Raw genomic sequence first — 20,850 nt, 5'->3', positions numbered from 1 at the left:
CCGTTTGGGGCGCGGCGCTGCGTGTCATTCGCACTGTTCACCGCACCCCGCCGGGCCGCGGCTCAAGCTGCAGGCCAGCCGACGGATCAAACGCAAGTGCGGCCTCGCCCGCCAGCAGCGACCTGATGCCGTCGCCCACCACTTCGGCCCGCCAGCCCAAGCTCAGCTTCGATGCCGGATCGCCGGCGAGCAGCGCGGCGATGTCGGAGCGGGTTGCCAGCAGGCTGCGATCGATGCCCTCCGAGCGTGCCACTTCGTCGACCCAGGCGCCCACGAGAGGGACTGCCGGTTGCAGCGCAGCATCCACGTTGGGTCCCGCCGGCAGCGCACTGGCTGGGATGTCGCCCGGCGCCATGTCGAGACCGCGCTGCACCTCGGCCATGATCCGATCGCCGGCCGCGCCGCGGAATTGACCGCCGTCCACCCCCCGCAAGCCGCCGAGATCATCGATGCTGCGGGGGCGGCGCTGCGCGATCGACAGCAGCGCCATATCCGACAGCACGAAGCGCACCGGGATGTCCCGTTCGCTGGCCGTGCGCTCGCGCCAGGCAGCCAGCCGGTACGCCACCGCTCGCTGAGGCCCGCGCAGCTGGCGTGCTCCCTTGATCCGGGTCCACGCTTGGGCAGGATCGGGCGGCGGACCGGGAGGTCGTCTCCACTGCTCGCACTCGTCGAGCGCCCACTGCCAGCGATCCCGCGCCGTCAGCCGGGAGCGCAGCTCGTCAAGCAGGGGGATCAAGTACGCCACATCGTCGGCCGCGTAGCGCTGCTGGGCCGGTCGCAGCGGCCGCTCGAACCAGTCGGTCAGCCGGTTGCCTTTGGCCAGCCGCACGCCGAGCAGGCGATCGGCGAGCGCCGCCAGCGACGGTGTACTCATGCCCAGAAAGCCGGCAGCTACTTGAGTGTCGAAGAGCCTCGACGGGATGGCGTCGCACTCTTGGGAAAGCACCTCGATGTCCTGCGCGCACGCGTGCATGACCACGAGCGCATCAGCCGCCAGCACATCGCCCAGCACCGTGACATCGGTGGTGGTGGGATCGATGAGCGCGACCCGTTCGTCGAAGGCAACCTGCACCAGCGCCAACTGCGGTCGGTAGCTGCGCTCACGGTGGAACTCGGTGTCGATGGCCATGCAGTCAGTGGCGAGCAGATCGGCGACCAGTGCCTCGAGGCCCGCTTGCGTGTCGACCCATTCGTGCTGCGATGCATCCCGGCGAGATGAGCCGCTGCGGCGCCGGTGGTTGCGAGACGAGTCCTGGCGAGACGAGTCGCTGCGAGGCGAGGCCTGGCGAGACGAGTCGCTGTGGCGGCGCCGGTCGTTGCGACGTGCCATGTGCGTCAGCCCGCTTCCGACTGGGCCGCTTCACGAGCCGCCAAGACCGCTTCGGCGGCGACGAGATCGGCGGGCGTGTTCACGTTCAGAACATCGGACGGGTTCACCGGCACGGTCGGGACGCTCTCGATGTCGAAGGCCTCCCTCGGCCCGCGCGCACCGGCCTGCAGGCCCGCTCGCAGCATCGAGAGCGATTCGTGGGCGTAGTGGCCGATGAGTGGCTCCGGGCGGTCACTGCGAGCCAACACCACCGGCGCGCGCGTGCTGTGGGCGCGTTCAACCAGGGTGGCAAGCAGCTCGGCCGGCACTGTCGGCACATCGGTCGGGCAGACGAGCACATCGCGGTGGCGCTCCAGCGCATCGATCAGGGCCGAGAGCGGTCCGGCTCGTGGCGAGCTGTCGGGTTCGGCCACGAGCGGCGGCGGAGGATTGCCGCCTTGCGCCACGACAGGGTCCGCGCCCGCGGCCGAAAGGGCACCGGCGACCCACAAGGCCAGGGGTTGGCCCGCCAGTTCAAGGCCGGCCTTGTCGTTGCCCATGCGCGTGGAAGCGCCGCCGCACAGCACGACGCCGGCAGGCTTCACGCCTGCGGCCACTCGCCTGTCGGGGGCTCGCCTCCGGGGTCGAGCTGCATCAGGAAACCGGCGCACCGGTCGGCCTCGTCGTGCTCGCCGATGGCAGCAGCGCAGCGCCCCAGGCCGAGCAGCGACCACAAGAAGCCGCTGTTGGTGGGCTCCGCCCAGCGGACGTAGCCGCTCCCCCGCCATCCGGCGGCGCGCAGCGCGTCGAGCCCCCGGTGGTACCCCACCCGGCAGTAGGCGTAGGCCTCGATGTGGCGGCCCTCGCTCGCCGCCTTGCGCCCCAGCTCCGCCCATGCCTCCAGCAGCCGCGGCCAGCGGGCTGCCACCCCCGACAGCGCAGCGCCCCGCTCGGCCACCGGCTGTGCCATCGCCGCTTCGAATGCCGCAATGGCGTCCGGAGGCGCCGGGTCCAGCACCGTCTCGGGCAGGCCGCCCGGACGAAGGTCTATGGGTGTGGCCGCCATGTGTGAAACCTCGTGGAGCGTCGTAAGAGCCACTTCGACTCTACTGAGCGCCTTGGCGCCGGCCCGGGAGCGGTCCACGGGCACTGCAGCGACGCTGCGTACTCTCTGATGGAGTGCTGCCCGAATGGCTCGACGCCGACCGCCTGAGCATCGCTCTGGTCAGCGGGATCGCTGCTCTGGCTGCAGCGGCCTTTGTTGCGCTTCGGTTGATACGCCGGCTGATGGTGGCCGTGCTTGTCTCGGTGGTGCTGGTGGGCGGCGCAGTAGTGCTGGCCGTGCAATGGTCCGGCTTGCGCGACTGCCAGGACACCTGCTCGTGCGAGGTTTTCGGCCGCCAGGTGGAGGTGCCACAGAATCCACTGTGCGGGCCCGACCGCATCGACCCCTCCCGCATCGACGTCGATATCGACATCGACACCGGTTAGGGGGGCTCAGCCTCCGTCAGGGCACTCGCATGGCGCGCAGGTTGTCGGTGGCGTGCGACTCGGGGCTCGACCCCGACACCACCACCACCATGTCGCCGCTTCGCACTACTCCGGTACGCGTCGCCGCATGCACTGCCTCAAGTGCCGACTCGGCCGGGGTCAGGCGTTCGCCGAAGACAAGCGGGCGCGTCCCCCACGACAGCGAGAGCTGCATCGCGGTGCGAGGCTCGGGCGTCAGGCCCAGCAGCGGCATCGACGGGCGGAACCTGGCCATGCTGCGGGCAGTGAACCCCGAGCGGCTCAGGCAGATGATGGCTTGTGCGCCCAGCTCGGTGGCCAGTCTCGACGCCGATTGCGTGATGCCGTCGGTCACCCGCAGGTAGTCAGCCGCGCGTTCGTCCAGCCTGCGCACCGACAGCAGACGGTTCCACCACGCCTCGTAGTCGAAACGTTCGTCGGCTCGCTCGGTGATGCGAGCCATGGTGCGCACGGCATTCACGGGATCGTGGCCGATGGCCGTCTCGCCGCTCAGCATCACAGCGGACGTGCCGTCGAACACCGCGTTCGCTATATCGGAGGCCTCCGCCCGTGTCGGCACCGGCGAGTGCAGCAGCGACTCCAGCATCTGTGTCGCGGTGATAGCCGGTCGGCCGTGTGCGACACAGGCCTCGATAATCCGCTTCTGCAAGTGAGGCAATTCCTCGATATCGCACTCAGCGCCAAGGTCGCCACGCGCCACCATGACTGCCGAGGACGACTCGATGATCCCGTCAAGGTTCTCTACAGCGGCGTTGGTCTCGATCTTGGCCACCAGCAGCGGGCCGCGGGGGTGAGGCTCGACGCCCAAGCGCCGCATGTCATGCGCCGAGCGGACGAACGACAGAGCAACCATGTCGGTGCCCAAGTCGATGAACGTGTCAGCCAGCTTCAGATCCTGAGGCGTCGGCGTGCTGATGCGCAGTTTGGACGAGTCGACATGCAGGCCCGGCCGGCCTTCGAGATGGCCCCCGTGCAGGACACGCGTCTTGAGTGCATTGGAGGCGCGGTCCTCCACCACCAGCACGACGTTGCCGTCGCCGAACGACAGCTGGTCGCCAGGGCCCACGTCGGTCAGCAGGCCCTCGTAGTCGACCACGATCCGATCCGCCGTGCTGGCGTCTCCGTCGATGGCAAGCGAAAGCACGGCCTCCTCAGTGACGTCGCAGCCGCCTTCGGGGAACGGTTTGCAGCGCACCTTGGGACCCGGCAGGTCTACGAGAATCCCGATGTGCCGCCCGGATTCTGCCGATACGGCACGCAGCCGCCGGAACGTCTCGACCTGCTCGTCGAGCGTGCCGTGGGCCAGCCCGAGACGCCAGACGTCGACGCCCGCTCCGATCATGGCCGTCATGGTCGCCTCGTCGTTGCAGGCTGGCCCGACGCTGGCGATGATCTTGGTCCGTCTTGCCATGTGCTACCACGGTACCGCTCCCGTCAAGGCGCTCAGCCATCGATTGGGGCGACGCGTTCGCCCTCTAGGGTCACCCGCCGTGGAACTCGTCTTCGTCCGCCACGGCCAGCCCGAACGAGTCGTGCGACACGACGGGCAGCCCGCGGACCCGCCCCTGTCGGAGATCGGCCAGCAGCAGGCTGCGGCGATCGCGGGATGGCTCGCCGAGATGGGCGTCGATGCCCTGTACAGCAGCCCGATGCGGCGGGCACTGCAGACCGCCGAGGCCATCGGTGAGGTGACCGGCCTGCAGCCGACGGTGCGCGAGGGGCTGAGCGAATTCGACCGTGACTCCCCCGCCTACGTGCCGATGGAGGTGCTGAAGGAGACTGATCGGGAACGGTGGGACGAGCTGGCGACCGGATCGTTCGGCGACGCCGAACGCACGGCCCAGTTCATCGCGACGGTCAACGAGGCGGTCGACCGGATAGTCGCCGACCACCGCAGCCAGCGGGTCGCGCTGGCGTGCCACGGCGGCGTCGTGAATGCGTATCTGGCTCGCTGCCTCGGCTTCGATCCGGACGCTTTCTTGAAGTTCGACGTGGACTACACGTCGGTCACCCGAGTCTTCGCATCAAGCCACGGTCACCGCAGCGTGCTCTCAGTCAACGAGCGCACCCACCTGCGAGGCCGCCCAGACCTTGCCATCGGCCTCTAGCCCGCTCGCTCAGCATTCGACAACCTGCGGTGCGCATCATCGCGATACACATCGGCACTCGCCAGCAGACGCACTCCATTCGTGCCGGTCGGGTGCCTATGCGGCTGGCGGCACGGTGAACTCCTCGGTCCAGGTTCGCTCGCCCTTGTCCGAGGTTTCCGTGCCGACGGCTCGCACGCTGATCTTGTAGGTCGCGCCGGGGACCAGGTTCCCGAACGTCTCCGACATCTGCTCGCCCGCAGCCTGGGGTCGCCTGAGCCTTTCGTTCGCTTCGACTGCGCTGCCGTCGGCGGGCATGACCTTGACGTAGTAACGGCTGACCTGGTCGGGGGTGTCGGGCGCGGTCCAAGTCACCGTGACGCTGGTTCCCTCGACCGAGAACTGCAGGTTGTTCACGGCGTCAGGAAGGTCGAGCACGTTCGCAATCGTCACGGCCACCGGGTCGATGGCGATGCGGTCGTAGCTGGGGTCGTCGCTGACGGCGGTGTGGCTGATGGTGACGCCGGCGTCGCCGACCGGCTTGGCGCGGACGGTCAAGGTCTGGGCCTTGTTCCAGTTCTCGGGGGTGAAGGTGCGCGTCTTGGCCGGTTCGCGTCCCAGCAATGCCTGCTCGGGGTCGCTGCTGGTCGCGGTGATCGTCACATTGTGAGTGGGCTTGGTGGCCAGCTTCAGCTTGTAGGTGACCGTCTCCTTCTCATCCACGGTCAGCGCGGTCTGGCGCACCACAACCCCGGCGATGTCGTCGTCGACGATCTTGACCACGAGGGAGTCGCCCACGGCGTAACCGCTCGTGGATGTGGTCAGCGTCACCGTGAACGTCTCGGTGTCCTCGGCGACCTTGTCGTTGACGATCGGCATCAGCACATCCCGGTGCCGCTTGCCGCCCGCGATCGTCACCGTGCGCCGGCTGCCCTCGTAGGCCCTGTAGTCGTCCGGGGAGGCGGCCGTGCCGCTGGTGAAGGTGAGGGTCACCTCCACCGGCCTGGTGACGTCGCCAGTGCGCGTGATCCTGACCGTGTGGTTGGGCCCGTCGCGGGTCTCGTCCATCTTGACCTTGGTGCGCTTGAACCTCACCGTCTCGGTCGTGTCGGTGATGGTCACCGTCGCCGTCCCGGCGCCGACGGAGCTCTCGGCCCATTCGGACGCGCCGGTTCCGGCGGGAGCGAAGGCGACGGTGAACGTCTCGTCGTCCTCCTCGCCGGTGTCTCGCGCGATGGGAATCGACACCGTGGCGCTGGTCTCGCCGCTCCCGACGGTCACGGTGGCCCCAGGCGGGGTCACGTCGCCCGAGTCGGCGCCGTCCGCGTCGCTGCCGTAGGTCACTGTCACATCGAACTCGACGCCTCCGGTGGGAGCGGCCTCGCTCAGCGTGATGGAAAGCTCAGCCTCCTCGCCCTCCGCAGCCGTCACTGCGGAAGTGACCGAGAAGGTCTTGGGCTCGGCCGCCTCGCCCGCGGTGCCCTGCGCGATGGGACTCCACGGCGTGGGCGAGCCGATGCTCCTCCAAGCAACCCCATTCACCTGCACCTCATAGGTCTCGCCCTCGGCGAGGCCGGTAAGCGTCACTCCCCGCGTCCTGAAGCTCCCCTCTCCCTGGGCGCTGGGAAGCCACGGACCCTGAGGGGACTTGACCCTCCAACGCCAGTGGTAGCCCGTGTCCACGCCGGGACCCCTCGACCACTTGACCACGAGCTCGCCGGGGCCGCCCGCGACGGCCTCGGTGATCCAGATCGGCGGCGAGGACGGCGTGCCCGAGGCGGTGGCCCAGGCCCCGCCCGGGGCGACGCCGTTGGTGGCCCGCACCCGGACGTCGTAGGAGGTGCCGTTGGCGAGCCCGGAGACGGTGGCGGCAGTGGCCGTGCCGCTGTGGCCGGCGTCCACCCAGCCGGTGGAGGGATCGCCGGCCGTGGCAGCGGTCTGGTCGGCGGCGGCGGTGGTCTTGTACTGCACGTCGTAGCCGTCGATGGCGTTGGCGCCGACGTCGGCGGGCGGCTGCCACGACACGTTCAGTGCGGTGACAGCGGCTCGGGCGCTCAGCCCGGCCGGGGCGCCGGGCACACCGGTGCCGCCCCTGGTGACCGTGACCGCGTAGGTCTCGGTGCTGCCGTCCTCGGCGGTCACCTCCACCTCGACGGTGTTGGCGCCGGCGCTCAGGCTGATCGCGCTGGTGGCCTGGCCGCTCACCGCAGCGGCAAGCGATCCTTGCAAGCCGGCCTTGAGCGTGGCCTTGCCGGTGGCGGCCACCGTCGCGGTCACTGTGGTGGAGGCGGTGCTGTTGGGCACGCTGAGGGTGTAGGAGGTGATCCCGGCACCGAAGTCCGGGGCGATGGCGCCCGCCGACAGCAGCAGCGCGCTCAGGGTGGCGTCGGTGGACTTGCCCTCGGCCGCGGTCACTGCGAGTGACGCGGTCTCGCCGTCGTAGCGGGGGTCCACGCTGCTGGAGCGGTGGGCGATGGTGATGCTCTGGTCGGACGCCTTGATGCCGTAGACGGTGACGGTCTTGGGGACATTCCACTGCGACGGGAGGAAGGTCACCGGGCCGCTGACTCGCACGGACTGCGGGTCGGAGCTTGTGGGCGTGATGGTCACGGCCCGGCGGGGCTCGGCGTCGAGCACGATGGTGTAGGTGACACTGGCGCCTGAGGGCACCTCCAAGGCGGACTGGTCGAACGTCATGCCGGCTGTCCAGTCGGCGATGGTGACGGTGGCCGCGTCGGGACTGCCGACGCTGTGGCCGTCGGAGACTCCGGTGATGGTCACCGTGAAGGTCTCGTCGTCCTCCCTGTCGGTGTCGCCGATGATCGGGATGGACAACTCCGCTGTGTCGCCCTTCAGCCCTGCGGGCACGACGACCGTGACCGTGCTGCTGCCGCGATAGTCCGATCCCCGGGCGGCGGTGCCGTCGGCCAACGTCAGGGTGACCTCGGCGGCAGTGGGGTTGTGACTGGGCACCTGCACGGTCAGCGACACGTGGCCCGCGTCCTCGCGGACTTCGACCGCGGTGACGGTCAGCGAGGCAGCGGGCACCGTGGTCGGGCCGTCGACGATGGTCACCGTGGCGGAGCCGGCGCCCGGCGAGGCGGCCGTCCAGCCGGGGACCTGGGCGGTGACGGTGACGGCGAAGGTCTCATCGCCCTCGCTGCTCTGATCGCGCCCGATGGGGACGGCGAACGTGGCACGGCGGGCACCCGCGGGCACCGTCACGCTGACCGGAATGTTGCCGACATCGTCCTCAGAGGCCGTTGCTGCGAAGTCGGGCACAATGCTGAAGGCGACCCCGCCGGAGGGCGCGGCCTCGCTCAGGGCCACTGCCAGCACGGTGTCGCCGCCCTCGCGCACCTTGGCGCCGCTGAGGGAGTAGGTCTTGGCCCCGGCCGCGGGCGTGCCGCTCACCGCCACCCACGACGAGCCTGCGCTGGAGGGGCCCTTGTACTCGCCGTGGCCCGCGGAGGGACGCGCCTTGACCTCGACGGTGTACTGCTGGGCGTTGGTCAGCCCGGTGATGGTGTAGGAGGTCGCGCCCGGCTCGACCAGCACGCCGTTGCCTTGGTCGCCCAGGATGCTGTCGGCGAGCGGGTTCAGGCACGAGGCGTCCTGGCGGTCGGTGCACCGCCAGCGCACGGCGTGGTACACGTCGTCGGGCGGAGCGTCCCACGCGATGCTCAATTCGCCGTCGCCGGGGGTCACCGTCACGCCGGTGGGCGCATCGAGCGTGTCGGGAGTGCCGAACACCTTCACCCACGGTCTAGTGCTGGCCGACTGCTGCCCCTCGGTGCTGTCCATGGCCTGAATCTGGACCGCGTACTCGGTGCCGTTGGAGAGGCCGGAGATGGTGTACTCGGTCCGCTCGTTGTGCGGATGACCGTCGCCTAGTGGCCCCTTGGGGTTCAGCCACCGGCCCGAGCCGGGCACGCTCCAGCGCAGGTTGTACCGGTCGAGGGGGTCGGAGCTGGGCGCCCTGGTCGGGTCGGCGTGGTCCCAGACCACGGTCAGCCTGCCGTCGCCCGGTATCAGGCGCACGTTGCGCGCAGCGGCCTCGCCGGCCTCTTCCCGGGTCACCACGGCGACATAGGTCTTCTCGGTGCCGTCCGGTGCCGACACCACCACGTCGATGAAGTTCTGGCCGGGGCTGAGGGGTATGGGACCGCTGGCGACGCCGTTGGCCAGCGCTTGAGCCGTCCCGCCCCGCAGTCCTGCGGTCATCGTCGCGCCGAGCCGGCGGGCTGTGGCCGTGACCGTGGTGGACGAGAAGCTGTGATGCGCGCTGACCGAGTAGACGGGCACGGCAGCGGCGAAGCCGATGCTGCCCGGAGCGGCGGACAGCTCCAACGAGACGAGGGCCGCATCGCCGGCGGCGGCGTCCTCCACGACGGCGCTCAGCGGATCAGAGGCCAACCCGGCGTACTTGGGGTCGTCGCTGGTGACGGTATGGGTGATGGAGACGGCGGCGTCAGCAGCCTTCACGCCGGTGACGGTCACCGGCTGGGGCGTCTTCCAGTTCTGCGCGTCGAAGGTCAGGGCGCCGCTCACGGTGACGACGGCCGGGTCCGCGCTGACCGGCGTGACGGTGACGGCGGCAGCGGGCTCGCTGCCCAGCGCGACGTGGTAGGCGGCCGTGCCGCCCTCGGTCGCCCGCAGCAGCGACGGCGCGGCAATCACCAGCGCCGCAGTGTCGTTGTCGGTGATCTCCACGGTGACGCCGGTGACCGCGATGCCGGCCGCGGTGGCAGCGCCGAGCACCATCGACTCGTCGTCCTCTTCGACGGCGTCGTCGACGACCTTGACCTCGGCGGTGGCGACCGTCCTGCCCGCCGCGATGGTGAACTGGCCGGGCAGGGTGAAGTCCTCGCCGGCGGTTGCCGAGCTCCCGCTCGCCGCGGTCAGCGCGACCGCCACGCCGCTCGAGCCCGCCGGGTTGTCCAGCGTGGCGGTGACCGTCACGGTGCCGACGCCCTCGCTCTCCGAAGCATTGGCCGCGGTCAGCGTCAGCTTGGACGGCGCTGCATGCCGGGTCACCGTCACCGTGTAGGTGACGGCGGTGCCGTCTTGGGCCGTCACCACCACCTCGATGGCGTTGGCGCCCGGACTCAGGGTGAGCGCGCCGCTCGCCTCGCCGCTGGCGACCGCGGTGCCGTCCACCGTCACCCGGGCGTGCGCGTGGGCGGTCACCGGCGTCACGGTCAGGCTGGTGGTGTCGAACTTCACTGCCCAGGCGAGGTCGGTGGCGCCGCCGAACTGGGTGATGTCGCGGGTGGCGCCGCCGGCCGACAGCGACAGCGACGCCAAAGATGCGTCGGCCGACTTCGGCTCGTCGTCGGCGACCTCGACGGCAACGGAGTCGACGGCCAGGGTGGTCCAGCCGACAGAGCCGCGGGCGACGTGGCTGATGGTGACCTGCTCGTCGAGGTTGTCGTCGTCCTGCAGGGCGTAGACGGTGATGGTCTTGGGCTTGTCCCACTCCGACGGCTGGAAGGTCACCGTGCCGCTGGTTCGCACGGCCTGCGGGTCGGAGCTCGTGGGAATGATCCTCAAAGCCCTCGCGGGCCGGGCCTTGAGGACGACCGTGTAGGTGCTGCTGCCGCCCTCGGTCAGGTTCACGGGATCCTGCGCGGTGACGACCACGCCGGGCTCGTCGTCGGCAACTTCGACGTTGACGGAGTCGACGGCCAGGGTGGTCCAGCCGACAGAGCCGGAGGCGGCGTGGTTGATGGTGACTTGCTCATCGAGGTTGTCGTCGTCTTGTACGGCGTAGACGGTGATGGTCTTGGGCTTGTCCCACTCCGACGGCTGGAAGGTCACCGCGCCGCTGCTTCGCACGGCCTGCGGGTCGGAGCTCGTGGGCGTGATGGTCACGCTGCTGACGGGTTCGGCGTCGAGCACGACGGTGTAGGTGCTGCTGCTGCCGCCCTCGCGCAGGCTCATGGGATCCTGCGCTGTGACGGTCACACCTGCCTCGTCGTCGTCGGCAATGGTCACCGTGGCGATGGCTGCGCCGTTCCCCTTCTTCCACCAGCCCGGCGCGCTGGTGGACACGGTCACCCTGAAGGTCTCGCTGTTCTCCACGAAGTCGTCGTCGGCGATGGGCACGGTGATCCGCGCCGTGGTCTCGCCGTCGGCGACGGTCGCGGTGCTCGGCAGCGGCGTGCCCAGATCCTGCGCCGACGCGGGGTTCGTGCCGGGGTAGGTCACGGCGACGCCGAAGGTCACGCCGCCGGGGGGCGCGGGGTCGCTGAGGGTGATGACCAGCTCCGCGTGCTCGCTCTCGTCTGTCGCCACATCGTCGATGGAGAAGGTGCGGACCTTCACCGTGGCGGAGACAGAGTCCACCGTGATGCCCGAGTACGCGCTGTCCCTGCTGCTGACCCGATGGGTGATGGTGAAGCTCTGGTCGGTCTTCTTGAGGCCCTCAACGGTGACGGTCTGGGGGATGTCCCAACTCGACGGGTAGAAGAACAGGGCACCGCTGAGTCGCACGGCCTGCGGGTTGGAGCTCGTGGGGTAGATGGTCACGACATCGGCGGGCTTGGTGTCGAGCGCGACCGTGTAGGTCGCCTGGTGACCGCGCAGCACCGCCAGGGTGGTCGGGTCGACGGTCACACCCGGTGGCTCGTCGTTGGCGGCGATGGTGACAGTGGCCGTTTTGGGGCTGCCGATGCTGTGACCGTCGGAGACCCCGGTGATGGTCACGGTGAATGTCTCGTCGTCCTCTTCGTCGGCATCGTCGGCGATCGGGATGCCCAGTGCCGCGGTGGCGCCGTTCACACCGGCGGGCACGAAGACCGTGATGGTCGAGTCACCGCCGTAGTCCGATCCCCGGGTGGCGGTGCCGTCGGCCACCGTCAGGGTGACCTCGGCAGCGCGGGGATTGCTGCCGGCGACCTGCACGGTCACGGTCGCAGAGCCTGCGCCCTCGTCGACCTCGATGGCGGCATCGGCCAGCGAGACCTGGGGCGCGGCAGCCGGGGCGTCGACAATGGTAACCGTGGCGGAGGCCGCGCCCGGCGAGGCAGCCGTCCAGCCCTCCGCCTCGGTGGCGACGGCGACGGTGAAGGCTTCGCTGCTCTCGGCCTCGGCGTCGGCGAGGGCAGCGATGACGAAGGCGGCGCGGCGGGTGCCCGCGGGCACCGTCACGCTGAGCGGAACGTTGCCGGCGTCGCCGACGGAGGCAGTGCCGGAGAAGTCGGCCGCGATGCTGAAGGGGAGGCCGCCGGACGGCGCGGCCTCGCTCAGGGTGACCGCCAGCACGGCGTCGCTGCCCTCGCGGGCTGTCGCTCCGCTGAGGGAGTAGGCCTTGGTCCCGGCGGCGGGAGCGCCGCGCACTTCCGCCCACGCCGTACCCACGCTGGATGCGCGGCCGAGGGCCTCGCCTTGGCCCGCGGAGGGACGCGCCTTGACGAAGACGACGTATTGCCGGGCGTTGACCAGCCCCGTGATGGTGTAGGAGGTTGCGCCCGGCTCGACCGGCACACCGTTGTCCGGAGTGCCCAAGATGCTCTTTGAGGATTGGTTCCGGCACCCGGGCACATCTATGTCCGCGCACCGCCATTGCACGGCGTGGTACACGTCATCGGGCGGAGCGTCCCAGGCGATGGTCAACTCGCCGTCGCCGGGCGTCAGCGTCACGCCCGTGGGCTTGTCGAGCGTGCCGGGGACTCCGAACACCTCCACCCACGGGCTGTACGCACTCTCCCTGATCTGGACCGCGTACATCCTGCCGTTCGACAGGCCGGATATCGCGTACTCCGCCGGGCTGGAGGCGACCACACTGAAGGTCACCCCAGCGACGCCGCGCGGGTTCAGCCACCCGCCCGAGTCGGCTCTGCGCCAGCGGATGGCATACAAGGGGTCTGGGGCAGAGCCGGAGGGCCGGTCCCACACCAGCGTGAGCCGCTCCGAACCCGATATCAGCCGCGCGTTGCGGGGGTAGGACTGGGCGCTGCGCTCCCTGAACACCTCCACCGTGTAGGTCTTGGCGGCACCGTTGGGTGCGGCGACCGCAACCTCGATGATGTTGCTGCCGGGACTCAGCGCGATGGGGTCGCCGGCCGCGCCGTCGGCCAGCGGCGCGGGGGTTCCTCCCCGCAGGCTCACCGTCATGGTCGCCGCCGGGTGGTGGGCCGTGGCCGTCACCGTCGTCGAGGTGACGCTCTGGTGGACTCGCGTGGTGTAGAGGGTGGTCGCGGAAGCGAAACCGATGCCCCCGCTTGCGGCCGACAGCTCGAGGGCGCCCAGGGTGGCGTCTGCGGCCAGATTCGCCTTGTCTGTCACGGCCACGCTCACCGTCGGTGCCGTCAAGCTGCTGTAGGCGGTGTCGTCGCTGGTGATGGTGTGGGTGACGGTGACGCTCTCGTCGTCGCTGTCGGTGTCCTCGACGCCGGTGACGGTCACCGGCTGCGGCGTCTGCCAGGTGCTGGCGGTGAAGGTCAACGCGCCGCTCACGGTGGCAGCGGCCGCGTCGCCGCTGACCGGGGTGACGACCACGTCGTGGGCGGGCGCGCTGGTGAGCGCGATGGTGTAGGTGGCGGTGGCGCCCTCATCCAGCGCGAGCGAGGTCAGGTCGGCCACCACCGCCACGCCGGCGTCGGCGACGGTCACCGAGACCGATGCCGGCGTCAGGCTGCTGTAGGCGGTGTCGTCGCTGGTGACGGTGTGGGTGACCGACACGCTCTCGTCGTCGCTGTCGGTGTCCTTGGCGCCGCTGACGGTCACCGGCTGCGCCGTGTGCCAGTCCGAAGGCGTGAAGGTCAGCGACGCTGGGCTGACTGTTACGGCGTCGGCGTCGCCGCTGGCGGGGGTGACGACCACGTCGTGGGTGGGCGCGCTGGTGAGCGCGATGGTGTAGGTGGCGGTGGCGCCCTCATCCACGGCGAGCGAGGTCGGGGTCACCGTGGCGTCGGGCCCGACGATGGTCACGGTCGCGGTGTCGGCGCGCCGCCCTTTCGCGGCTGAAGCCGCGGCCGTCCAGCCCGCGGCGTAGGGGACCACGGTGACGCTGAAGGTCTCCGCCGCTTCGACCTCTGAGTCGGCGATGACGGGGATGATGAACGAGACGCTGCGGAGGCCCTCGGCCACGGTCACCGCGAGCGGCGCGATGCCGGCATCGGACGCGGAGGCCGAGCCGCTGAAATCGGCAGCGACGCTGAAGACCACCCCGCCGGTAGGAGCCGGACGGCTCAGAGTGACGGTGAGGGTCGCGTCGTCGCCTTCCCGGACGACCGTGTCGGCGATGGAGTACGTCTTCGCCGAGGAGGCCGGCGTGGCCGATGCCATTGCCCACTCCGATCCCGCAGTGGACACGCTGCCCGACTGCTCGTCGCGCCCGGAGTCGGGCCGGGCCTTGAGCTGAACCTCGTACTCCGTGTCGTTGGCGAGGCCCGTGATCCTGTACACGGCCGTGCCCGGCTCGATCAACACGCCGTTGGCCTGGGCGCCTGCGATGCTGGTGCCCGCGGGGTTGAGCCACGAGCCCGATCCGGCCTCGCGCCAGCGCACGACATGAAACGGATCGTCGTCTGGCCGCTCCCAGGTGAGCGTCAGCTCCCCGTCGCCTGGCGTCAGGGTCATTCCGTCCGGGGCCGGCCGGGGCGCGGGCACCGCGAACACCTTCGTCCACGAACTGCTGCCCACCGATGCGATGTGGACTGCGTACCTCGTGCGGTCGGTGAGGCCCCGAATCGTGTATTCCGTCGGTTCGCTGTGCCGCAACCTCTCGCCGTGCTCGCCCGTCGGGTTCGACCACTGTCCGGAACCGGCAGCGCTCCAGCGGATCTTGTACCCGTTCAACTCGTCGCCCGCATCCTGCGGGTCGGGCGTGATGGTCGGGTCGGCGTGGTCCCAGAGCAGCGTCAGCTGCCCGGTGCCCGATATCAGCCGCGGGTTGCGGGGACCGGCCTCGTTGGACGCCTCCCGTCTCACCGTCACCGTGTAGGTGGTCGCGGCGCCGCTCTCCGCGGTCACCACCACCTTGATCACGTTGCTGCCGACGCTCAGCGGAATGGCGCGGCTGGCCGCGCCGCTGGTCGCCGGCGCCGTCGCGCCCGCCAGTCCTGCCTGAATCGTCGCTCCCCCGTGGCGGGCCGTGGCCGTCACGGTGGTGGAGGCGACGCTGTTGTGGACGCTCACGGCGTAGTCGGTCGTGGCAGAGGCGAAGCCGATCCCCCGGCCGGCGGCGGACAGCTCCAGCCCGCTGAGGACGGCGTCGCCGGACGGCTCGTCGTCGTCCACCGACACGGTCGCCGTGCCCGGCACCAGGCCGGAGTAGTCGCTGTCGTCGCTGGTGAAGGTGTGGCTGATGTTGACGACTTCGTCATCGTTGTCGCTGTCGGCCACGCCGGTGACGGTCACCGGCTGGGCGATGCCCCAGTCGACAGAGGTGAAGACCAGCGACGAGGGGGCGACGGTCACGGCCCCCTCGTCGGCGCTCGCCAGCGTGACGGTGACGTCGTGGGAGGGCGCGCTGGTCAGGGCGAGCCTGTACTGGCCGCCGGCGCCCTCGGCGACGGTCAGCCCGGCCGGAGTCGCGACCACGCCGGGTGACTGCTCCGCCGCGGGAGTGCCGAATACACGCGTGAATTCGCTGGCCACGATCAGCGACGCACCGGCCGAAGCCCGCACATGCACGGCGTACATCTGCCCGTTGGTCAGCCCGGTTATCCGGTACGACGAGGCACCCTGGGCGGCCAGCACGCCCCTCTGCTGCACCCCGCCGCTGCTCAAGCTCACCGGGTTCGACCAGACACCCGACCCCGGCACGCTCCATCGCACGAAGTGGCGCAGCCCAGGCTGGGGATTCCAGCTGACTGTCAACGCTCCGTCGCCCGGCACCAGGGCCAGACCGGAGGGAGTATCAGGCTGCTGCTGGGCCGCCGCGGGTTGAGCCAAGAGCGGCAGAAGCAGGGCCACCACCAGTGCGGCGAGGACTGCCGAGCGGACGGGCTTTACCCCCCCCGGCATTGGTCCAGGTGCCGCGGCCGTGGTTGGGACGCGAGAAGCGAAAGTCATGGTCGAGGAGGATACGAGAGACTCGCTCCGGTGGTCCAGCAATAGCAATGGAGCACCCCGATCAGTTCAGGTTGTGGGCTTCCCCCGGAATCTAGGAGGCATGCTCTTGGATGAGGGGGAGACACGCCTGAGACACGAAGAGGGTCCTAGCCGGAGTTCCGCGCAGGCGCGGTGAGGATCGTTGCCGAGACCGGCGAGCCGATCGCTGTGGTCGCGAGGAATCTTGGAATTCATGCGGAGACACTGGGCGACTGGGCAAACGTAGCGCGACAGCAGACCGACGAGGAGACACTCGACGCTGACGAGCGCGCCGAGCTGGTTCGTCTTCGGCGCCGCTGCGCTGGGCTGGAGATGGAGCGCGACTTGCACATACGATCCGTGGTCGGGACTGTCCGACGCTCCCTTGGCACGTGAGGTTGTCAGGCGGCCTGTTTTCGGGTGTGTTGTCGGCGTTCTTCGTCACGCCACATTCTGCAGATGACTCGGTTGGTGAGGTGGCGTTTGCGGGCTCGGGGGCCTTCGCGTCAGGTCGTGCATGCTTTGGCTTTGCGGGCGAGGTAGGCGGCGGCGGTGCCGCACCAGCGGACGAATACAGTGGGGTCATGGCATCGTCCACGGCTGTGGAGGCATCGTTGGCGACCGTCGCGCCTAGCGCACCGGGCATGAGCGACGCGCGGCGGGCGGCTGATGCCTTGGTGGCTGCGGGCGTGGGTCGGGTGCTGCTGTACGGGTCGGTGGCCCGTGGCCAGGGCTGCGAGCACAGCGACATCGATCTAGTGGCGATCTACGACGACCTTGGCGACTACAGGGGGCGCCGCGGGCGTCGCTGCGACCTTGAACGCCGCGCCGGGGACGCAGCGGGCCACCGCGTCGATGTGATGGTCACCGACGCGCCGGAGTGGGCAGTGCGAACCACCAAAGTGCCCTGCTCCGTCGAGGCGCGCATCGCCAGCTACGCAGTCGAGCTCGCCGAAGCGGGCCACCGCCAAGACATCGATTGGGACAAGGAGATCGGCTTGCCCGCGGACCCCACAGCAGAGCTGCAGCACCGCCTCACCGACATGACCAACGCGGTCGCTGCCCTCACCGACTGGCTGCGACCGACGGCCCGAGAGTCCGCCGCTGCCGAGGACGGCGACCGCGACGAACTGGCATTTCACGAGGACCGCCGATGGATGCGGGCCATGGGCGAGGTCCACATGGTGATCGAGTGCGCCGCCAAAGCCACGCATGTCGCCGCGCTCGGCAAAGCAGCGCCCTACGACCACCGCATCGACGTGCTCATCGACTCACAACCCATAGCCGTCCGAGGCGCGTTTCGCGACGCCGCCCAAGACAGCGGCATCGACCTCGGCGCACTGCATGTCTGGCGCTCGGCGGCTGCCTACTCAGCCGATCTGCCGGAGGAGCACTTCGACGAGGAGTCCCTGCGGGCGCACGCCACGGCAGCCCTCCAGATTGCCGCACACGCTGCGGACCACTGTCGCGGCCATGATCTACCCGAAGTGGCCCTCGATCGTCATGGCCGTGAGATCACTGCGCTCCGAGCTGCGCTCGACCAACCCATCCGCTGCCCGCGCTGACGACTTCAACCCTGGCGCTGCCCGCCGGCCTATGAGCGGACTGGTGAGTTCGTCAAGCCCACTGCCGTGTCAACGAGCGGAGCATCGAAGTCATCCCAGGGCAGCGGCTGGGGCAGCGTTTCATCGTTGCTGAGTAGGTCTGCCACGATGTCGTCCACCAACGCACGAATGCCGCGGAGACAGTCCGCCTCGGTCGCAGCGACGTGGCTCACCAGCAGGAACCCATTGCACACGCCGATCCAGGCGCCGTCTTCTTCGGACCACGACGCTCGATACTGATATCGAGGTTCATTCATTGCCTGTCTCCATCAAGTCGATGGCACGCAAGACCTGGCGAACTTGGTAGGGCTTCGCTTCTCCGCATTGGCCCTGCGCTGCCCGAAACTCTCGCCATCTTGCCCCATCCACTTGGGATTCACGCAGTCCGTTAGGTTGCCGTGATGCTCTCGTGGAACGAGATCAGGGTGCGCGCTGCCCAGTTCGCTGCGGATTGGGCGGATGCTTCTTACGAGAAGGGCGAGACCCAGACGTTCTACAACGAGTTCTTCGAGGTGTTCGGCAAGCGGCGGCGCGATGTGGCCCGCTACGAGGAGCATGTCAAGAAGCTGGACAATCGCAGCGGCTTCATCGACCTGTTCTGGCCCGGTGTGCTGCTGGTGGAGCAGAAGAGCGCCGGGCGCAGCTTGGTAGCGGCTGCGGAGCAGGCGGGTGACTATTTCGACGCCCTCGCGGAGCGCGAGCGGCCCCGTTACCAGCTGCTGTGCGACTTCAAGACGTTCGAACTGCTCGACCGCGATACGCGCGAGGAAATCCGGTTCCCGCTCGCCGAGTTGGCCGATCAGGTGGAGAACTTCGCGTTCATCGTCGGTCAGCGGCGGCGGGCGCTCCGAGAGGAGGACCCGGTCAACATCGAGGCGTCAGAGCTCATGGGCCGCCTGCACGACGCGCTCGACGAATCTGGCTACCGGGGCGATGATCTCGAGCGGTTCTTGGTGCGGATGGTGTTTTGCATGTTCGCCGACGACTCAGGGATCTTCCCTCGCCAGGACATGTTCCTGCACCTCATCGAGGACCGCACCTCAGTCGACGGCGCTGATCTTGGCTTGTGGCTGACGCAGTTGTTCCAGGTACTGGACACGCCGACGGAGCAGCGGCAAGCCAAGCTGGACGAGGACTTGGCCAAGTTCCCCTATGTGAACGGTGAGCTGTTCGCGGAGCGTCTGTCGATCGCCGCCTTCGACAGCGAGATGCGCGCGGCGCTGCTCGACGCGTGCCGGTTCGACTGGTCCAAGACGTCGCCTGCGATTTTCGGTGCGCTGTTCCAGTCGGTGATGGAGCCGATCGAGCGCCGGTCCCAAGGCGCCCACTACACCACCGAGCAGAACATCCTTCGCGTCATCGAGCCGCTGTTCCTCGACGGCCTGCGCGCCGAGTACGACGCACTGTGCGCAAAGCACAGCGGCGATGTCGTCGCCGAGCTGTACCGCCTCAGGGACCGCCTCGGAGAGTTGCGCTTTTTCGATCCCGCGTGCGGTTGCGGCAACTTTCTGATCATCGCCTACCGAGAGTTGCGCTTGTTGGAGATCGACATTCTCGACGAGATCGCAGCCCGCGCCCGCGCGACGGCGCAGCAGGTCATGCCGTTCGAGGTGAAGTCGGTCATCGACGTCGATCAGTTCTACGGCATCGAGATCAGCGAATTCCCCGCCCGCATCGCAGCCACGTCGCTGTGGATGATGGACCACCTCATGAACCGCGAGCTCGCCGGCACCTTCGGCGAGCCCTACGTGCGCATCCCGCTCAAGAAGTCACCCCACATCAAGGTCGGCGACGCGCTCGAACTCGACTGGGCAGCTTTTCTGCCGCCCAACCAGTGCTCGTTCGTGTTCGGCAATCCGCCCTTCATCGGCGCCAAGTTCCAAAGCTCCGAGCAGCGAGCACAGGTGCACCGCATCGCCCAGCTCGGCGGCAGCGGCGGCACGCTCGACTACGTCACCGCCTGGTTCATCCGCGCCGCCGAGTACCTCCGCCAAACCGACACCGCAGCCGGCCTCGGACAACGCCCGCCGCGGATCGGGTTCGTCGCGACCAACTCGATCACCCAAGGCGAACAGGTCGCACAGTTCTGGCCGGTCATCTTCGAACGGCACGACCTCGACATCTCATACGCTCACCGGACCTTCGCGTGGGGCTCCGACGCACGCGGCAAAGCACATGTGCACGTCATCATCCTCGGCCTCGACCCAGCCGAGCACGCCCCCACTGACCGGCCGCTGTACACCTACCCCGACATCAACGGCGAACCCCTCGTCGGCACCTGCAAGATCATCACCCCCTACCTGCTCGATGGCACCAGGCTGAAGAACCCGCGCCAAGTTGTGAGTGAGGTGGGCCGACCGATCAACGGGATGCGACGACTGCTCACCGGCTCCCAGCCCATCGACGGCGGCCACTACATCTTCAGCCGCGGCGAGCGCGATGTTTTCCTGACGCAGGAACCCGATGCGGCACCATTCATGCGTCCCTATGTCGGGGCTCGCGAGTACCTCCAAGGCGGCGAACGCTGGATCCTCACCCTCCACGAAGCTTCGCCCGCCGTGTTGGCAAGCCTGCCGCTCGTTCAAGAGCGAGTCAAGGCCGCACGCGAGTACCGGCAAGCCAGCCAGCGAGCATCCACTCGGCAACTGGCGCAAACACCCCGAGCGTGGCAGGTCAACGTACTTCCCGAGCATCCTTTCTTGGTGCTCCCAGAAGTGAGCTCGGAACGACGCGAGTACGTGCCATTCGGCTGGCTCGGGCCACCCTCGGTGCCAAGCAACAAGCTCAGAATCCTGCTCGACGCAACCCTCGCCGAATTCGCGCTCCTGAGCTCCGCGATGCACATGGCATGGATACGCGCCGTCACCGGCCGCATGAAGAGCGACTTCCAGTACTCGGTCGGGATCGTTTACAACACCTTCCCCGTACCCCAAGGCTTCACCGACGGCAGCACGTCAGCCAAACTCGACACTCCCGCTCAGGCCGTGCTCGACGCCCGCTCCGCGCATCCCGATGCCACGCTCGCCGAGCTCTACGACCCCGATCTCATGCCGACAGACCTGCGCAAGGCCCACCGCGACCTCGACCGCGCCGTTGACCGCCTCTACCGCTCCCGTCCCGCCTTCAAATCAGAATCCGAGCGCCTGCAACACCTCTTCGGCCTCTACGAACAAATGACCGGCACCCTCCGCCCCTGACCGCAGAAGCAACGCCGCTCCACTCGCAGACTCAGCAGGCATGACGGGGCCTGGCTCTCCGGGCCATCCCCCGATCCGAC

At 69.0% G+C, this 20,850-nt stretch carries 10 protein-coding genes and 1 pseudogene; 5 read left to right on the top strand and 6 right to left on the bottom strand.

Going from position 1 to position 20,850, the window contains the following annotated elements:
• Positions 1 to 37: 37 nt before the first annotated feature.
• The 3 genes from ACOGI8_RS07590 to ACOGI8_RS07580 are packed head-to-tail and all read right to left on the bottom strand — an operon-like array spanning position 38 to position 2,378.
• Complete coding sequence (locus tag ACOGI8_RS07590) at positions 38 to 1,333, bottom strand: ribonuclease D (protein ID WP_419856262.1); 1,296 nt, start codon at positions 1,331 to 1,333, stop codon at positions 38 to 40.
• Positions 1,334 to 1,338: 5 nt separating this feature from the next.
• Positions 1,339 to 1,917, bottom strand: coding sequence for a molybdenum cofactor guanylyltransferase (gene mobA / locus ACOGI8_RS07585; RefSeq protein ID WP_419856261.1), 579 nt, complete (start codon positions 1,915 to 1,917; stop codon positions 1,339 to 1,341).
• Entirely contained in the window at positions 1,914 to 2,378 is a 465-nt protein-coding gene (locus ACOGI8_RS07580; protein ID WP_419856260.1) for a DUF3151 family protein, read from the bottom strand. The genes mobA and ACOGI8_RS07580 overlap by 4 nt, the downstream gene beginning before the upstream one ends.
• A 113-nt stretch (positions 2,379 to 2,491) precedes the next feature.
• On the opposite strand from ACOGI8_RS07580, the gene ACOGI8_RS07575 reads away from it, so the two are divergent.
• Positions 2,492 to 2,803 (top strand): hypothetical protein, encoded by a 312-nt coding sequence (locus ACOGI8_RS07575; RefSeq protein ID WP_419856259.1) that lies wholly within the window; start codon positions 2,492 to 2,494, stop codon positions 2,801 to 2,803.
• A gap of 16 nt (positions 2,804 to 2,819) precedes the next feature.
• On the opposite strand, the gene pyk is transcribed toward ACOGI8_RS07575, so the two are convergent.
• Entirely contained in the window at positions 2,820 to 4,253 is a 1,434-nt protein-coding gene (gene pyk, locus ACOGI8_RS07570; RefSeq protein WP_419856258.1) for a pyruvate kinase, read from the bottom strand.
• Positions 4,254 to 4,332: 79 nt separating this feature from the next.
• Here pyk and ACOGI8_RS07565 point away from each other — a divergent pair, with 79 nt between their 5' ends.
• Positions 4,333 to 4,950 carry a histidine phosphatase family protein gene (locus ACOGI8_RS07565; RefSeq protein ID WP_419856257.1) on the top strand — a complete coding sequence of 206 codons (618 nt, stop codon included), beginning with the start codon at positions 4,333 to 4,335 and terminating at the stop codon, positions 4,948 to 4,950.
• Positions 4,951 to 5,046: 96 nt separating this feature from the next.
• Here the strand turns inward: ACOGI8_RS07565 and ACOGI8_RS07560 are convergent, their stop codons facing one another.
• A complete protein-coding gene (locus tag ACOGI8_RS07560; protein WP_419856256.1) occupies positions 5,047 to 15,903 on the bottom strand; it encodes a fibronectin type III domain-containing protein in 10,857 nt (3,618 codons plus the stop codon).
• A gap of 210 nt (positions 15,904 to 16,113) precedes the next feature.
• Here ACOGI8_RS07560 and ACOGI8_RS07555 point away from each other — a divergent pair.
• Positions 16,114 to 16,365, top strand: a pseudogene (locus ACOGI8_RS07555) (transposase); the annotation flags it as partial.
• Positions 16,366 to 16,553: 188 nt separating this feature from the next.
• Positions 16,554 to 17,534: a nucleotidyltransferase domain-containing protein gene (locus ACOGI8_RS07550; protein WP_419856255.1), complete on the top strand. Its 981-nt coding sequence runs from the start codon at positions 16,554 to 16,556 to the stop codon at positions 17,532 to 17,534.
• Between the two features lie 29 nt (positions 17,535 to 17,563).
• On the opposite strand, the gene ACOGI8_RS07545 is transcribed toward ACOGI8_RS07550, so the two are convergent.
• Positions 17,564 to 17,830 (bottom strand): antitoxin HicB, encoded by a 267-nt coding sequence (locus ACOGI8_RS07545; protein ID WP_419856254.1) that lies wholly within the window; start codon positions 17,828 to 17,830, stop codon positions 17,564 to 17,566.
• Positions 17,831 to 17,974: 144 nt separating this feature from the next.
• On the opposite strand from ACOGI8_RS07545, the gene ACOGI8_RS07540 reads away from it, so the two are divergent.
• Positions 17,975 to 20,770, top strand: coding sequence for a class I SAM-dependent DNA methyltransferase (locus ACOGI8_RS07540; RefSeq protein WP_419856253.1), 2,796 nt, complete (start codon positions 17,975 to 17,977; stop codon positions 20,768 to 20,770).
• The last annotated feature ends 80 nt before the right edge of the window (positions 20,771 to 20,850 follow it).

Origin of the sequence: Candidatus Poriferisodalis sp. (assembly GCF_965204195.1) — a bacterium.
Lineage (GTDB): Bacteria > Actinomycetota > Acidimicrobiia > Acidimicrobiales > Poriferisodalaceae > Poriferisodalis.
This window is presented reverse-complemented; position numbering and strand designations above follow the sequence as displayed.

What these genes read in the sequence shown, in the direction of transcription:
- ACOGI8_RS07560 (WP_419856256.1), bottom strand. Translation starts at nt 15,903, where the DNA reads ATGCCGGGGGGGGTAAAGCCCGTCCGCTCGGCAGTCCTCGCCGCACTG.
- ACOGI8_RS07540 (WP_419856253.1), top strand. Translation starts at nt 17,975, where the DNA reads ATGCTCTCGTGGAACGAGATCAGGGTGCGCGCTGCCCAGTTCGCTGCG.
- ACOGI8_RS07580 (WP_419856260.1), bottom strand. Translation starts at nt 2,378, where the DNA reads ATGGCGGCCACACCCATAGACCTTCGTCCGGGCGGCCTGCCCGAGACG.
- ACOGI8_RS07590 (WP_419856262.1), bottom strand. Translation starts at nt 1,333, where the DNA reads ATGGCACGTCGCAACGACCGGCGCCGCCACAGCGACTCGTCTCGCCAG.
- ACOGI8_RS07550 (WP_419856255.1), top strand. Translation starts at nt 16,554, where the DNA reads ATGGCATCGTCCACGGCTGTGGAGGCATCGTTGGCGACCGTCGCGCCT.
- ACOGI8_RS07545 (WP_419856254.1), bottom strand. Translation starts at nt 17,830, where the DNA reads ATGAATGAACCTCGATATCAGTATCGAGCGTCGTGGTCCGAAGAAGAC.
- pyk (WP_419856258.1), bottom strand. Translation starts at nt 4,253, where the DNA reads ATGGCAAGACGGACCAAGATCATCGCCAGCGTCGGGCCAGCCTGCAAC.